This window comes from Micromonospora sp. WMMD730, from assembly GCF_049178955.1.
Taxonomy (GTDB): Bacteria; Actinomycetota; Actinomycetes; order Mycobacteriales; family Micromonosporaceae; genus Micromonospora; species Micromonospora wenchangensis.
In genome coordinates this window covers 4,402,892-4,417,452 of sequence record NZ_JBMHML010000002.1, presented here as the reverse complement: position 1 = coordinate 4,417,452, position 14,561 = coordinate 4,402,892, and the positions used below count along the sequence as shown (strand labels likewise).

Genomic DNA, 14,561 nt, shown 5'->3' with positions numbered 1-14,561 from the left:
GCGTCGCCGGGCAGAGGCCAACGTCACGAACATCTAAGATCAACCACATGACCCGGATCCCGACACCTCTTGCCCGGTTCTGGATGAACCGGAGTAGCAGCGACCGGAACGTGGTCCGTCCGTCTGACGCGAATCAGCTGAGTCTTGCCGACGCCGTCACAGGCCGTTGCACGGTCCTGCTCGCGCCACCAGGCGCCGGCAAGACGGTCGAACTCCGAAGTCTCGTCAAGTCACTCGGCGAGCGAGCGCGCTTCATCACTCTGGGCACCTACGGTGATCTTCATGGAAAGATCACGCGCGCGCTGGCCGAACTCAGCCCCTATGGCGCGGAGGGGCTGCTGGCGTTGGACAGCATGGATGAGTCGACGTTGCCGACGACACAACTGGCGAACCTGATCGAAGATGTCGTCACCGACCTTCCCGAAGGCCTCAGGCTGGTCCTTGCGTGCCGCACGGCCGCCTGGCTCCCCGGCGTCAACCAGGTACTCCATCGAGCCCTCGGTGACGACGTCACCGTGCTGGATCTAATCGCCCTGACCGAACACGACGTTGTGACGTTTGCCGACGCCTTCGGCGTGTCCGGGCAGGAGTTCTTCGAAGCCGTCACCACCGCGAAGGCAACACCGCTCACCCGGCACCCGAAGGAGCTGGAGTTCCTCCTTGACGAATACAAAGCCGCAGGTGACGCGCTACCGAGCACGCAGCGTGAACTCTACGACCGCGCGATTGACCGCTTGTGCAAAGAGCAAAACCCTCATCGGCAGGTGGCCGGAGACACTGGCGAGCACCGAGCCCTCCGAGAGGGTGCGGGACGTCTCGCCGTGTTGAGTCTCTTCACCACTCGTAAGAGGTTCAGACTGCACGAACCGGTCGACGAGTTCTCCCTGTCGGAAGATGACTACGCCAGCCTGCTCCCTGAGACACCGGTACCGGCGCCGTATCCGTCTGTCCTAGGCACCGCCTTGTTCGAGGGTGCGGCGGACGGCACCCTGAAGTTCACTCACCAGACAGTCGCCGAGTATCTGGCTGCCCGCCATCTGTCGAATCTCAAGCTAACGAAGGCGCAGCTGGACGCGCTGCTGCGGGTGCCTGGTGGGCTGCTCGCACCTCAGGTTCAGGCGGTGGCGGCGTGGCTCATCGCGCTCGACCCCGGCCGGTTCGAGGACCTACTAGACGACGACCCGGCGGCATTCATCGGCAGCCAGGTCGAACTCACCGACCCCGAATTTAGACAGTCGCTACTGCGCCGACTCCTCGCGCTCGCGGACGACTACTCGCTTGACGAGGCCGTGCCTCTCGATTTGTCCGGGCTAACCTACCCAGGCATCGAGGAACTGGCGCGCCTGTACCTCACCGATCGGGACCGTTCCCTCGACGCCAGATATCTGGCCCTGCGCATCGTATCGGACAACCAACTCGTCGGCTTGAACGATGTGCTCGTCGGCCTCGCTATGTCGGAGGACGAGCCGATCGTGCTCCGAAATGCGGCCGGCCGAAGAAGTCTCGACCTCGTTCCCCCAAAGGCCGACACTCCACTGGGGGCATTGGCCGACCGTGCGGATGACCTGACGGACGAAGACGACGACCTCCTCGGTGTCGGCCTTTTCGCGCGCCTGAGGTCCGGAACCTCCCCATCCGAGTTGCTGCGTTACCTGAAGAAGCCGGCTAATCCCGATTTGTTCGGGAGTTACTGGGCATTCGCCTCGATGGAGCTACCTAAGGCGATGTCGGCATCCGCCCTAACGATCGAAGAGGTGCGGGAATCCGTGCAGTGGCTGGCGCGGCTCGATCGGAGGGATCGGCCAGGAATGCCGCGTGTCAGCGGACGTCCTGTCTGCCCGGATGCTCTGCAGGACGCCATTGTTGAAGCCGGGCTCCTTCACTGCCAGGATGTGAATGTTCGCGACGACGTTGCACGTCTGATCCGGCTCTGCCTGACCGAGGACCGCAAACTGCTCAGAAAAAGAAGCCTGCCTGCACTACCTGACAAGGTTCGCCGGTCGCTGCTCCTTCAGGTGATCGGGACGGAGGACGACGTCGTTCTCGCTTGGGGGCTTGTCCGCTCGAGCCTGCTGCAAGCGGACGATCTGCTATGGGTCACGCAGCTACTGGACGCCCGGATCGAACAGCAGCCACACACCATGCGCGCTTGGCTTCTGGGCAGCGTCGACCCGAGTCGGGACGACCATCGAGAGACTATCGAAACGATCGATGCATCCTCCCCTGCGTACCGCTGGCTGAACCCCTGGCCGGGTCCTGAGGAACTCCCCACGACAGCCGAGCTAGTCGCAGAAGGCCCTGGCCCCACCGAAGCGCAGCTCCACGATCGCCTCATCGAGACCCTTGCGGGAGAGCCGGCAGATGCCTTCGCTCGCTTCTGCTATTGGGCGCACTTCGAAACCGACCGACCGGTCGCGGAGCAAGGGCTTGAAATCGACGTACGCGCACTCCCAGGCTGGAAATATCTAAACGATGTCGAACACCGCCAGGTAGTCCGATCTGCCGACCGGTATCTCCATGCAGGTACCGACAACGGCGAGTCACTCGTCGGTACGGACCAGTTCAGCACCGCCGCCCTCGCTGGTGTCCGCGCATTCGCCCTGATTAACGCCGAGCGCGGGACCGTCGAGCTCCCGGCAGAGCGGTGGGCGTTCTGGGCACCCGCTTTGATCCACACGCCCAGGAACGGAGGTGAAAGCCTTCTGCTAACCTCTCTGCGTTGCGCCTTCGATCAAGCGGGTGAGGCATTCCGCGTCGCGGCCGAGCGGGAGATGCAAATTGCACCTGAGTTCGCGCAGTTCGTGCTGCAGCGCTTGATGCCAGCCCTGGAATCAGACGCGATCGAATGGCTGACCGCGCTGGCCGACGATCCCGCGTCCACCGACGCGGCAGCATCAGTCGCTTTTTCCCGACTCATCGTGCTCGACCCTGATAACGCCCTAAGCAGGATCGCGGAGAACATGGAGCCGACGGCGCGTTTCCGGCGCTTCGCGGCCACAGCGCTGGAAGTCGTGGGCAGCAGGGCGTGGCACGAGCTGCGCGACCGGCTCCAGCAGGACACCGAGACCGCCACCGCAGTCCTCGGCGACCTCGCGGCAAGCCATGCCTTCGATACGGACGCCTTCGCCGAGGCCGACCTCGTGGCCCTGTGGGAGCTTATGTACGACCTCTTCCCGCCAGACGAGGATCCGAATGTGTCCGGTGCCCACTGGATCGGGCCGCGGGAGACCATCGGCCATGAACGTGACCGGATGCTGCCGGCACTCGCCCAGCGGGGCACCTCCGAAGCCGTCGCCGTGCTGGCCGATCTCGCTACCCGACGCTCGGACCATCTGTATCTGCGGCGCCTTGTTGCGCGGGCTCGAGCAGCCCTCGCCCGTGCAGACTGGCATCCTCTGCGTCCCAATGAAGTCCGTCTCGCGCTTCTACCCGCTCGCCGCGTGCTGCGCAACGAGGTCCACCTCCTCGCGATGGTCATCGAGGCCCTGCAGCACTTTCAAGACGACGTTCTCCAAGGCATGTCGCCGCTGGCTACCTTGCTGTGGGACCACCGGAAATGCGGAGCGACACCGCCGATGTGCCGGCCAAAGTCGGAGGACGAGATCAGCGACCTCGTTGACCATCAGATCCGCACCTACCTCCCAGGAGTCATTGTCAACCGCGAAGTGCAGATACGACGCCTCAAGCCGACCGGCATCGGCCAGCGCAGCGACCTCCTCGTACAGGCGCAGGCCACTGGAGACACCAGTCGCATCATCAGAGTGGTGATCGAGGTGAAGGGCTGCTGGAACGGCGAAGTTTCAGACGCTCTCGAGACCCAACTCGTCGAGCGCTACCTCAACCCGATTGCCGACGCGGCCGGGCTCTTTCTCGTCGCCTGGTTCGACTCGGGCCATGGATTCCGCGCCGGAACCTGGAAGAACGACCCGATCCGAGGCAACCGCGATGCCCTTTTCGCCAACCTGGAGGAACGCGCAAAGGCAGCAGCTGAGCCGATCGGCCGCAGCATCCGAGCCATCGTCATTGATTGCTCAATGCCTACCCAAGAGGCGCGAGGGGTGGAGCCCATCGACGCCTCGCAACCCACCGCCGGCCCATCGCGACGATCCTGACGCTTGACTTCGCCACCACGCTAGCGCCGCATCAGGCCACGTTCGCCCTTTGGGAGACGCGCCGCTCGGGTCCTGTCCTGGGCGGCGCCTGGCCGTCAGGCAATGCGGGTGGCCGAACGAGTTGGGCCTGCCCCGTTTTGACGGACATCCAAGATCAGGGGACCTGGGGTCTCCGGGAGGATGTCCATCATCATGGAGAGCATGGGGAAGAAGCGGCCGCGGCCTCGGCGTTCGTTCACGCCGGAGTTCAAGGCCGAGATCGTCGAGTTGTGCCAGCGTGGGGATCGCACGCTTCGACAGGTCAGCCAGGATTTCGACCTGACCGAGACCGCGGTGCGTGACTGGGTCAAGCAGGCCGACCTCGATGCCGGTGCCCGCACCGACGGGCTGACAAGCAACGAACGAGACGAGCTCGCGCAGTTGAGGCGGGAGAATCGCAGGCTGCGCGAAGACGTGGACATTCTCAAGCGGGCGACGGCACGCCCCCATCACCTGGCACGGTCGCCGGTTGGTCTGGCCGCCGGAGTCAGGTGAAGGCGATGACGAGGGCGGTGTTGTGTCCGCCGAAGCCGAAGGAGTTGGAGACCGCGGCAGTGCCCTGGTTCTTCCGGGGCGCGTCGACGACGACGTCCAGGTCGACGGCGGGTTCCACCGCCTGCACGTTGGCGGTGGGTGGTACGAGGCCGTGCCGCAGGGCGAGAACGGTGTATACCGCCTCGATGGCGCCAGCGGCACCGAGGGGATGGCCGGTCACCCCCTTGGTCGAGGTGATGACGGTGTCCCGACCGAGTACCCGCCGCACGGCGGCGGCCTCGGTCACGTCGTTGAGCGGAGTGGACGTGCCGTGCGCGTTCACGTGGCCGATGTCGTCGCTACCCAGTCCGGCCTCGGCAAGGGCGGTGCGCATGGCGCGCTCGACGCCGGCACCGTCGGGCGCAGGGGTGGTCGCGTGGTAGGCGTCGGTGGACGCACCGTAGCCGAGCAGGTGGGTTCGGGGCCGGACACCCCGGCCGTGGGCGTGCTGTTCGGTCTCGAGCACCACGACGCCCGCGCCTTCCGCCATCACGAAGCCGTCGCGCTCGACGTCGAACGGGCGGGAGGCACCGGCCGGGTCGTGCCCGCGGGTGGACAGTGCCTTCATCCGGGCGAACGCGGCGGCGAAGTACGGGGTGACGGCGGCATCGGTGCCGCCGGCGACCGCCACGTCGGCGACGCCGAAGCGCAGCAGGTCCCGGGCGAGACCGATGGCGGTGGCACCGGATGCGCACGCCGTCGCGACGGACATGCTGGGGCCGTGTGCGCCGAGGTCGATGGCCACCTGAGCGGTCGCCATGTTGGGCAGCGCCATCGGCAGGGTGAGCGCCGAGATCCGGGCGGCACCGGTCTCCAGCAGTATGCGGTGTTGGGTCTCGGCGGTGATGGTGCCGCCTGCGCCGGTGCCGATGATGACGGCGACGCGGTTCGGGTCGCAGTCGGCGATGTCCAGGCCGGCGTCGCCGACCGCCTCGCGGGCCGCGACGACGGCGAACTGGGCGTGGCGGTCCAGCAGCCAGGTTTTCCGACGCCCGAGCAGTGTGTCGGCGTCGAAGTCGGGAACCACACAGGCGAAATCGACCGGTAGTCCGGCCAGCTGCGGCGGCCGTACCGCCGTCGACCGGCCGGTGAGGAGACGGTCCCAGTTGGCAGGCACGCCGACGCCGGCGGGGGTGACCAGCCCGAGACCGCTGATGACGACGGGTGCCGGTGTCACCGGGGCGCGCCCATGGCGGTGAGCAGGGCGGCTATGTCGTCGACGGAGGCTGTCTGGGAGATGTCGTCGTCGGAGATCGTCACGTCGAACTCCGACTGGAGGACCTCGGCGAATTCGACCAGGGCGAGGGAGTCGAGGTGAAGTTCGTCGAGTGTGGATTCGGGTCGGATGGTGGCGGGTTCGACGCCGAACCGAGTGGTGAGCAGCTCGCCTATGCGATGGTGCAGCGGGTTCATCGTGACTCCGATGTGAGGTGGTGTGGTGGTGCCGGGGGAGCGGGCTGCCCGGCGGTGCGGTACGTCGGGCAGCCGGACGTCCGATGGATCTCGGTGGGTCAGCCGTCGAGTTTCTGGTCCTTGACCCACGGCCACCGGGTGCGGTCCAGGTAGGTGTGATCGGTGACGATCGTGCCGTCGTGGAAGGTCAGGATGGCGCACCAGGGGGTTTCCCAGGTGGTGCCGGAGTCGGTGTCGGTGCCGAACAGGACCGCTTCGACGATCACGTGGTCATCGGCCGCGATCAGGTTCTCGATGCGGGCCCTGCGGTCCGGTGCGGCGTCGAGCACCGACTGCTCGATCTCGTGGAACTGTGCGCGGTCGGTGATGTCGATGAGCCCCGGGCACACGACGTTGATGTCGGGGGCGTAGCTGTCGTCGATCATGCGGTGGACGTCGGTGTTGTAGTACTCGATCCAGCGGTGGACGGCGGCGACGTTCCGTTCCTGGCGGGTGTCAGCGGACATCGAGGGTGCTCCTGACTCGGGTCAGCGGCCGGGGCCGCGGCTGGTGGCGGTCGAGTAGTTCTCCGATGACGGGGCGGGGTGCTGCAAAGGCGGTGGCCGACGCGCCCGTCAGGCCGGTGGTGTGGGTGTTGTCGAAGGTCTTCGGTGAGCAGGTGTAGGGCAGGTGAAAGGCCAGGGCGTTGGCCAGCAACCGGTCCAGGGCGTCGAGTTCGCGGGGATCGTCGACGAACACCGGTGCGGGGAGCCCCGCACGGGTGAACACGACGTCATACATCTCCTGGGCGCTCGGCGCGGTGGAGTTGGTCAGGTGGTATACGGTGCCGCTGGCACCGTGGAGTCCGGCGCGCACGCCGTGTTCGACGACGTGGTCGAGGGGCACGAGGTTGATCTCGCCCCGGCCGTCGCCGCAGAGCCTCGACGGCTGGCCGAACAGGCGGTCGCCGTGGCGTTTCTCGTACTGCCGGCGGAACCGGGCGACCCGGGTGGCCAGGTCGTAGAGGCCGGAGAAGGCGCTGGTGCGCAGCGTGCGACTGTCGGCGACGACCGCGCTGGGGCGCAGGATCCGCCAGGTGAGCCCGGAGGCGGCGACCAGCCGCTCGGCGGCGACCTTGGTGCGTTCGTACTGGTTGTTGACGGGCTGGTCGGACGGGGGGAGTGTCTCGGCCTGAGGGCCGCGACGGCGGCCGGCGACGTAGGCGGTGCTGATGTGGACGAGTTCCGCGTCGTGTTCCTGCGCGAGGGTGACGATCTGTTCGGTGCCGACGACGTTGGCCTGATGCGTCTGGGCGGAGTAGCCCGGTTCGTAGGCCAGCGACGCGGCGCTGTGCCACAGCAGGACCCGACCCGGAGGAAACCGCAGCGCGGTCGCCACCAAGGACAGGTCGGTGATGTCGCCGGGTACCGCCCGGAGCCGGTCACGGCGGATCAGGTCCGGTGACCGGTCCTGTTCCTGCGCGGTACGGACCAGCTGTGTGTGCAGCCGCGCCTGTGCCTGCTGCCGGGTGGGGGCGCGTACCAGGCACCAGACCGGATCGTCGGTGCGGGCCAGCAGGTCGAGTACGAATGCGCTGCCCAGCATGCCGGTGGCGCCGGTCACGACGTGGGTGGTCGGTCTGCTCATCGGTGTCGTCGTCCTCCTTCCCGGGCGGGCCCGGTGGTCGCAGGGTGCGTGGGGTCGAACGGCGAGGCGGTTGATGCCGCGTCGTCAGCCGTCGACCGGGCGACGGCAGACGGCCTGCCGTAGGTCCTCGGCCAGCTCGCCGACGGTTGCCGGCACCCACGTGTCCTCGGCCATCAGGACGACGCCGTAGTGCGCTTCGAGGCGTCCCAGCAGGTGCAGCATCCGGACGGAGTCGGCGCCCTCGATGTCCATCAGCACCGTCCCCTCGTCCACCTCGGCGGCAGGTGCGTGGAAAACGTCGCGGGCCCACTGCGTCACCCGCGACACGATCTCGGAACGGGTGGCGTCGACAGTTGTCATGACATCTCCTATCGGTGTCGTTCTCGACGGAATCCGGGAGGGGGTCACGGCGATGCCACCGTGCGCATCCGGGTGCCGGCGAGCAGGTCGCGGGCTGCGCCGCGCTGCCACTTCCCGCTGGTGGTGCGGGGCAACGTGCCCCGCCGTACGACGTGCACCTGCACGGCGCTGACGCCGAGTTCGCCCTGCAGCCGGCGGCGGATGTCCGCCGCGAGGTGAGCGGCGTGGCCCATGTCCAGGCTCTCGGCGACCACGACGAGGTGTTCCTCGTCCAGACCGAGCTGCCCGGCGGCCTGCGCTGCGGCGAACGCGACGCACCGGCCCTGATGCACCCCCGCAACCGTGCGGGTGACCAGTTCGGCGTCCTCGGCGAAGATGTTCCGACCAGCCACGATGATCATGTCCTTGTCGCGGCCGGCGATGAACAGGTCACCGTCGAGGCGTACCCCCAGGTCACCGGTGCGTAGCCAGCCTCCGTCGAAGGCCGCAGCGGTGGCGTCGGGATCGAACAGGTAGCCGGGGGTGACCGAGTCACCGATGATCTGCACCTCCCCGACCCGGCCGTCGTGCACCTCGACGCCGGACGGGTCGACCAGCCGCAGCCGCAGACCCTGCACCGGCCGGCCGACGGACACCAGTGGACGAGCCCCGTCGGCGTCGGCTGCAACGTGGCGGACGTGTCCGCGGGCGGCAAGAACCTGACGGTCGACGTGGACTATGCGCGGCAGGCTGCCCGGCGGCGGGAACGCCGCGCACAGTGTCGCCTCCGCCAGGCCGTACACCGGATACATCACCCCGGCGGCGGCCCCGTACCGGGCCATGGTCTCGGTGAAGCGGTGGACCGTTTCGGGACGCACCGGCTCGGCCCCGTTGTACGCCAGCCGCCACCGGCTCAGATCCAGCCCGCGAGGATCGGACCGGTCGACCGCCTCGGTCATCAGCGCGTACCCGTGGTCGGGGCCGGTGGTGGCGGTGACCTGCTGCCGCGACAGGTATTCCAGGAACGCGACAGGTCGGCGGATGAAGTCGGTGGAGGTGAACATGTGGACCGGCAGCCCGGCCAGCCCGTACCCGAGAGCGGTGAAGAACCCCATGTCGTGGTGGTGGGGAACCCACTGGACGAGACTGTCGCGGCCGGTCACCGCCGACGAGGCGAGCAGGGCCCGTAACCCGGCCAGCACGGTGGCGTGGGGCAGCGTCACCCCCTTGGGGAACGCGGTGCTGCCGGAGGTGTACTGCACCACCGCCACCTCGTCCGGGGTGATGTCGGGCAGCCGGTCGGAACGGTCACCGGCCACCGGCAGGGGCACGCAGCGCAGCCCCGGCCTGAGCTGACGCACCGCCCGGACCAGCCGCTCGTACCGCGGGTGGGCCACGATGAGGCGCATCCCGGCGGCGTCGATGATGCGGGTGATGCGGGCCGCCGCCACCTGCGGCGACTCGCCCATCGGACGCATCGGCAACGCGGACACGCTGCCGGCGGCCAGCATGATGCCGAACGCGCCGAGCCACAGGTCGGGGCCGGTGGGCGTGAGCAGCCCGACCCGGTCTGCGGGACGGACACCGGCGGCGACCAGGCCACGTCCGGCGGCGACGGCCCCGCGATACAGCTGCGCTGCGGTCAGCCGCTGCGACACACCCGGGAACACCCAGCCGGTGTCCGGTGCCGCGACGGCCAACCGACGCAGGGCGTCGGGCAGCGTCGCGCCCTCGATCCGCGCGGGTTGCGGCGGGTTGACCGGCCCGTGCACCGGTGCCGGGATGGCCACCGGCAGCCGGTCCCAGCCGTGCACCACCATGCCTGCGGCCCGCACCACCGGACCGGCGACCCTCAGGCCGGCGCAGACGCGGGCGACGAGCGGAAAGACGATCTCACCGGTGAGTTGTGCCAGCGTCGACCCGACGCAGTAGTGGGGGCCGACACCGAGGGTCAGCGACCGGGACGGATCCTGGGCGACGCCGTCGGCGCTGACCGGGGCGAACCGGAACGGGTCGAAACGATCAGGATCGGGGTACTGGCGCGGATCGCGGCCCGCCGCGGCCACCTGCACGACCACCATGCACCCCTGCGGCAGACGCACCCCGCCGAGGGTGGTGGGTCGGGTCACCCACCGGCCGGTCATCTTGGCCGGCGGGTCGTAACGCAGCACCTCGCGGGTGAACGCCGACGCCAGGTCCGGCCGGTCGCGCAGCAGGGCGGCGAGGTGCGGCTGTTCGGCCAGCAGGAACACCCCCGTGCCCAGCATCGCCGCCGATGTCTCGTTGCCGGCGCCCAGCAGGAAGGTGACGTTGTCGACGAGGCCCTCGACGTCCTCCGCCGGCCACCCTCCGACCAGGTCGGCGGTGAGGTCCGACCGCGGTCCGGCCGTGGCCCCGAGCAGGCGGTCTCGCAGATAGTCGCGCAGCTCGTGGACGGCGGCGTCGGCTGCCGTGAGATCCGTTCCCGGCGGGTTGAAGTCGTTGGCGTCCATCACCGCCGTCGACCAGTGCCGTAGCCGCGGCAGGTCGGACTCGGGAAAGCCGAGCAGGGCGGCGAGCAGCGCCATCGGCAGGTGCAGCAGGTCGTCGGTGACGTCCACCCGTCCGTCGCGTGCGGCCCCGACGAGCCTGCGTACGTACCGTTGGCAGAGCTGTTCCATCTGCGGGCGGTGCCGGGTCAGCTGTTTCGGCCCGAACAGCTGCACCAGCAGCCGGCGGGCCGGCTGGTTGTCCGGCGCCTCCTGGTGGTTGAGCCCGTTGTATATGGAGGAGACCGAGGGGTGGTCGCGCCAGGTGGGCCACGACTGGTCCGCCCACACCGTGTCGCACACCCGGAACACGTCCGGGTTCCTGAGGACCTGCTCGCATTCGGGGTAGCCGAGCACGACGGCGCGGCGCGGACCGATCGGCACGACCGGGGCGTGGGCCAGCAGGGTCCGTACGTGCGGAAAAGGATCACGACGCCCGGCGTCGGACCACAGCGCCTCCAGCGCGGCCAGCGCCTGCGCGCGCCCGACGGTCCCGGCCCTGGGCACATCCTCGGCCATCGACACTGCTCCCTCGGTTGGGTTCCGGCGGAACCTGGGCTCACCTGCTGTCGTCGGTGAGAATTTCCAGCGTGCTGACGACGAGCCTCCGCTGCCCGTCACGCAGCACGACCTCCACGAACTCCGAATGGGGGCGGGGTCCCGTCATCGGCCGCCACGCCCGGACGTCGGCGCTGATCGTCACGCTCGCGTCCACATTCGCCAGATAACACATCTGCTGGTCGACGACGACCCTGCCGAGGAACGTCTCGTCGGTGCGGCGTTGCTGCCGCCACCACCGCAACAACGCCCAGTCCACGATCGAGAAGTAGGAGGCGAAATACAGCAAACCGACACCGTTGAGGTCACGCGACGGGTCGATCTGATAATCCAACCGCAGGCCCTCCCCGGATGGCACCGCTGCGGCTGGGCGCAGGGTGTACGCCATCCGTGCCCGACGCATCGTGGGAAGGGGACAGTGCGACGGCGGAATCTCCGGCAAGCTGTCGAGCGCAAAGTCCGACGGCAGTGCCCGGAGCAACGCCTGGTTCGAATCCTCCCGGCTGCGGGCCACCCACCTGTTGAGCGTCTGCACGTACAGGCGGTCCGCGTCACCGGCCGTCACGAACTCGTGCAGGTCGAAACCGTCACCGTGCCGGCGCGCAGACCGGTCGATACGGTGCAGCGCCAGCACTGACTGGCCCCTCGTCCGGTACAGGGCCGTGTCCACGTGAAGCCGGTCCCCGAACGTCGGCGTCCGCAGGTGGAAACGTCGACCACCGCGGATCCGGAAGTAGCAGAACGACAGATAGGCCGGCCGGCCCTGCGAATCATGGGTGTTCATCACGTCGATGCCGCACGCCGCCCCGACGGCGTCCCAGGTCCAGTCGCCGATCCGGCCGACGAACAGCGAGTTGTGCCCACACATGCTGGGCCACACCACCTCGGTACGCGCCTGAACCACCGCAGCGAGCACAGTCACGGTCACCATCACCCTTCGCCGAGGCGCACTACGTTGCCGGTTGTCGAAACAGCACCGACCGCGCGGAAACCACCGCGCCGCGACCCCTCAACGGGGCATCACGCTGCCGACGATAGGCGGCCCGAAACCACTGCCCGCGACACCACGTGGGCCGCAAAATGCGGCAGCTATTTGCAGCCAAAAAAGCTGGCACCGCACCCGCAGGAAACGCTCGGATACGCGTGACCCGGACGTGCGGCACCGTGCCGCGACGAACGAGGCACGATCAACGGGTAGGGCGGTGCCGCCGGTCCACGCGGGTTCAGAGCCGGTGACGAGCTCGATCGACCAGCATCGCGACCGGTCCCGCGGCTCCCGCCGCCGACGCCCTGAGCGGACCGTCCGGACGGCCGCTAGACTGCCCGTCGCGATAGGATGACCGTCTGTCAGCCGTGGCCGTGCTGCGCCCTGCTCGGCGAAGGGAAGTGGTGGCCCCAGGTGAGCACGCTGCCGGGACTCGCGGCGGACACCGCCTCCACCGCCTTGGCGATAATGGCCCCGGACGGCCGCTTTCTCTGGTGCAACCCAGCCGGTCACCGGTTGGGTGTCGGGCTGGCAGAGTTGCCGCTGGGGCAGATCGGGCCCGACGGGCCCGCAGTGGACCACCCGGTGCAAGGTGCCGACGGGGCCACCCGGTGGTTACGGGTGCGATGTCACGGCATGGAACACGAGGGGCAACCGCTGCGCCTGTACGAGCTGCGTGACGTCAGCGCCGAACGGCAGGAACGCGACCGTGGGCGCAACTACCGGTGGCGGCTGGCCCACCTCGAGCAACTCGCCAAGGTGGGCACCTGGGAGTGGAACGTACTGACCGGTGAGGTCGTCTGGAGCGACGTGCTGCTGCAGATGTTCGGTCTGCCCGCTGATGCGCACCTCGACTACGACTCCTACCGGCAGATGTTGTACCCGGACGACGTCGCGATGATCGAACGGACGTTGGAGAAGGCCCTACGTGACGGCGGCTCGTTCTCCTACACACATCGGATGTACCTCGCCGACGGCGCGACACTGCGCGTCTTCGAGTGCTACGGCGAGGTCTTCCCCGACGCCGCTGGGGCGCCGGCGCGCGTCCTGGGCACCGCCCACGACATCACCGCGATGCGGCGAGTGCAGGACGAGCTGACCAAGCTGGCCGAACGCGACCCGCTGACCGATCTGCCGAACCGCCGTGCCCTGCTGGCCCGCCTCGACGACCTGATCGCCGAGCTGCGGGAGCGGTCCGCGGCGTTGCTGCTGATCGACATCGACAACTTCAAGGACATCAACGACGTACACGGGCACGCGGTCGGCGACGACGTGCTGCGCGTCCTGGCCCGGCGGCTGCTGTATGAGCTGCCCGACGGCACGGTGCTGGGCCGCCTGGGCGGCGACGAGTTCGCGGTCGTCCTGCCGGGGGCGTACGCCGAGGACGCCCTCGCCGTCGCCGAGCGGCTCTGCGACGCCAGTGTCCGCACGCCCGTGCCGTTGGCCGGCACCGGGCTGCGGGTGACCCTGAGCATCGGTGCCGCCTCGCTGGAACCGGGCGACACCCGCGACACCGTGCTCGCCCACGCCGACCTCGCCCTGTACGAGGCGAAGAACGCCGGCCGCAACCGGGCCAGGCTCTACCTTCCGGAGCAGTACCGGCACGCCGTGCAGCGCGTCAACGTGGTGACCCGGGTCCGCAAGGCCCTCGACGAGAACCGGATGCGGTTGGACGCCCAGCCGATCATCGACCTGTCGACCGGGGAAGTGGTCAGCCGCGAGCTGCTCATCCGGCTGCGGGACGGCGGCGAGCCCAGCCTGTCACCGGCGGAGTTCCTACCGACGGTGGAACGTGACGACCTCATCGGTGAGCTCGACCGGTGGGTGGTGTCCACCGCCACGGAGGCGCTGGCCCACCCCAAGGCCATGAAGGCGGGAATGTGCTTCGACATCAACATCTCGGCCCGATCCCTGGAATCGCCGGGCTTCGGTGACTGGGTGGTGCGCACCCTGCGCGCGGCCGGCATCGACGCGAGCCGGCTCGGTCTGGAGATCACCGAGACTGCGGCGATCACCAATGTCGCCGCGGTGCGGCACCTCGCCAGCACCTTGCGCGACGCCGGTTGCCGGCTGAGCCTGGACGACTTCGGCGCCGGGTTCGGCTCGTTCGCCTATCTCAAGCACCTGCCCTTCAGTACGGTCAAGATCGCGGGCGACTTCGTCCGCCAGGCGGATCACGGCGGCGCCGATCCCGTGCTCATCGACGCGGTCGTCCGCGCCGCGCACGGCCTGGGCATGCGAACCGTCGCCGAGTCCGTGGAGCGCGCCGAGCTGGTGCCGGCGCTGCGGATGCTGGGCGTGGACGCCGGCCAGGGCTACCACCTGGGCCGACCGGCCCCATTGGACGAACTACTCGGTCGAACGTTCGACTCGCGGCAGGGCGGCGGGGCGGCCGGGACAGCCGTGGGGCATCCTGAACCCTGATCA

General features: G+C 68.7%; 10 protein-coding genes. 3 read left to right on the top strand and 7 right to left on the bottom strand.

What is annotated here, in order from left to right; translation table 11 throughout:
* Positions 1-47: 47 nt before the first annotated feature.
* The gene (locus tag ACN265_RS18940; protein ID WP_421408771.1) at positions 48-4,112 is read left to right on the top strand and encodes an NACHT domain-containing protein; all 4,065 of its coding nucleotides are present in this window, start codon (positions 48-50) and stop codon (positions 4,110-4,112) included.
* A 180-nt stretch (positions 4,113-4,292) separates the two neighbouring features.
* Positions 4,293-4,646, top strand: a complete 354-nt coding sequence (locus tag ACN265_RS18935) for a transposase (RefSeq protein WP_421408770.1) — start codon at positions 4,293-4,295, stop codon at positions 4,644-4,646.
* On the opposite strand, the gene ACN265_RS18930 is transcribed toward ACN265_RS18935, so the two are convergent.
* The 7 genes from ACN265_RS18930 to ACN265_RS18900 form a co-directional block, all read right to left on the bottom strand.
* Entirely contained in the window at positions 4,639-5,862 is a 1,224-nt protein-coding gene (locus ACN265_RS18930) for a beta-ketoacyl-[acyl-carrier-protein] synthase family protein (protein WP_421408769.1), read from the bottom strand. The two genes, ACN265_RS18935 and ACN265_RS18930, sit on opposite strands and share 8 nt — an antisense overlap.
* Positions 5,859-6,098 carry an acyl carrier protein gene (locus ACN265_RS18925; protein WP_421408768.1) on the bottom strand — a complete coding sequence of 80 codons (240 nt, stop codon included), beginning with the start codon at positions 6,096-6,098 and terminating at the stop codon, positions 5,859-5,861. The genes ACN265_RS18930 and ACN265_RS18925 overlap by 4 nt, the downstream gene beginning before the upstream one ends.
* A gap of 98 nt (positions 6,099-6,196) precedes the next feature.
* Positions 6,197-6,604, bottom strand: a complete 408-nt coding sequence (locus ACN265_RS18920; RefSeq protein ID WP_421408767.1) for a nuclear transport factor 2 family protein — start codon at positions 6,602-6,604, stop codon at positions 6,197-6,199.
* Positions 6,594-7,724, bottom strand: coding sequence for an SDR family oxidoreductase (locus tag ACN265_RS18915; protein ID WP_421408766.1), 1,131 nt, complete (start codon positions 7,722-7,724; stop codon positions 6,594-6,596). Before ACN265_RS18915 ends, ACN265_RS18920 begins: the two co-directional genes overlap by 11 nt.
* An 84-nt stretch (positions 7,725-7,808) precedes the next feature.
* Positions 7,809-8,084 carry an acyl carrier protein gene (locus ACN265_RS18910; protein WP_421408765.1) on the bottom strand — a complete coding sequence of 92 codons (276 nt, stop codon included), beginning with the start codon at positions 8,082-8,084 and terminating at the stop codon, positions 7,809-7,811.
* Positions 8,085-8,128: 44 nt separating this feature from the next.
* Complete coding sequence (locus ACN265_RS18905) at positions 8,129-11,110, bottom strand: cytochrome P450 (protein ID WP_421408764.1); 2,982 nt, start codon at positions 11,108-11,110, stop codon at positions 8,129-8,131.
* A gap of 40 nt (positions 11,111-11,150) precedes the next feature.
* A complete protein-coding gene (locus tag ACN265_RS18900; protein WP_421408763.1) occupies positions 11,151-12,080 on the bottom strand; it encodes an LnmK family bifunctional acyltransferase/decarboxylase in 930 nt (309 codons plus the stop codon).
* 690 nt (positions 12,081-12,770) lie between these two features.
* On the opposite strand from ACN265_RS18900, the gene ACN265_RS18895 reads away from it, so the two are divergent.
* The gene (locus ACN265_RS18895) at positions 12,771-14,558 is read left to right on the top strand and encodes a putative bifunctional diguanylate cyclase/phosphodiesterase (protein ID WP_421408762.1); all 1,788 of its coding nucleotides are present in this window, start codon (positions 12,771-12,773) and stop codon (positions 14,556-14,558) included.
* Positions 14,559-14,561: the final 3 nt, after the last annotated feature.

Bases quoted from the DNA above. Each gene is read 5' to 3' on its own strand.
- ACN265_RS18905 (WP_421408764.1), bottom strand. From the start codon at position 11,110: ATGGCCGAGGATGTGCCCAGGGCCGGGACCGTCGGGCGCGCGCAGGCG.
- ACN265_RS18910 (WP_421408765.1), bottom strand. From the start codon at position 8,084: ATGACAACTGTCGACGCCACCCGTTCCGAGATCGTGTCGCGGGTGACG.
- ACN265_RS18900 (WP_421408763.1), bottom strand. From the start codon at position 12,080: ATGGTGACCGTGACTGTGCTCGCTGCGGTGGTTCAGGCGCGTACCGAG.
- ACN265_RS18915 (WP_421408766.1), bottom strand. From the start codon at position 7,724: ATGAGCAGACCGACCACCCACGTCGTGACCGGCGCCACCGGCATGCTG.
- ACN265_RS18940 (WP_421408771.1), top strand. From the start codon at position 48: ATGACCCGGATCCCGACACCTCTTGCCCGGTTCTGGATGAACCGGAGT.
- ACN265_RS18925 (WP_421408768.1), bottom strand. From the start codon at position 6,098: ATGAACCCGCTGCACCATCGCATAGGCGAGCTGCTCACCACTCGGTTC.
- ACN265_RS18920 (WP_421408767.1), bottom strand. From the start codon at position 6,604: ATGTCCGCTGACACCCGCCAGGAACGGAACGTCGCCGCCGTCCACCGC.
- ACN265_RS18895 (WP_421408762.1), top strand. From the start codon at position 12,771: ATGGAACACGAGGGGCAACCGCTGCGCCTGTACGAGCTGCGTGACGTC.
- ACN265_RS18935 (WP_421408770.1), top strand. From the start codon at position 4,293: ATGTCCATCATCATGGAGAGCATGGGGAAGAAGCGGCCGCGGCCTCGG.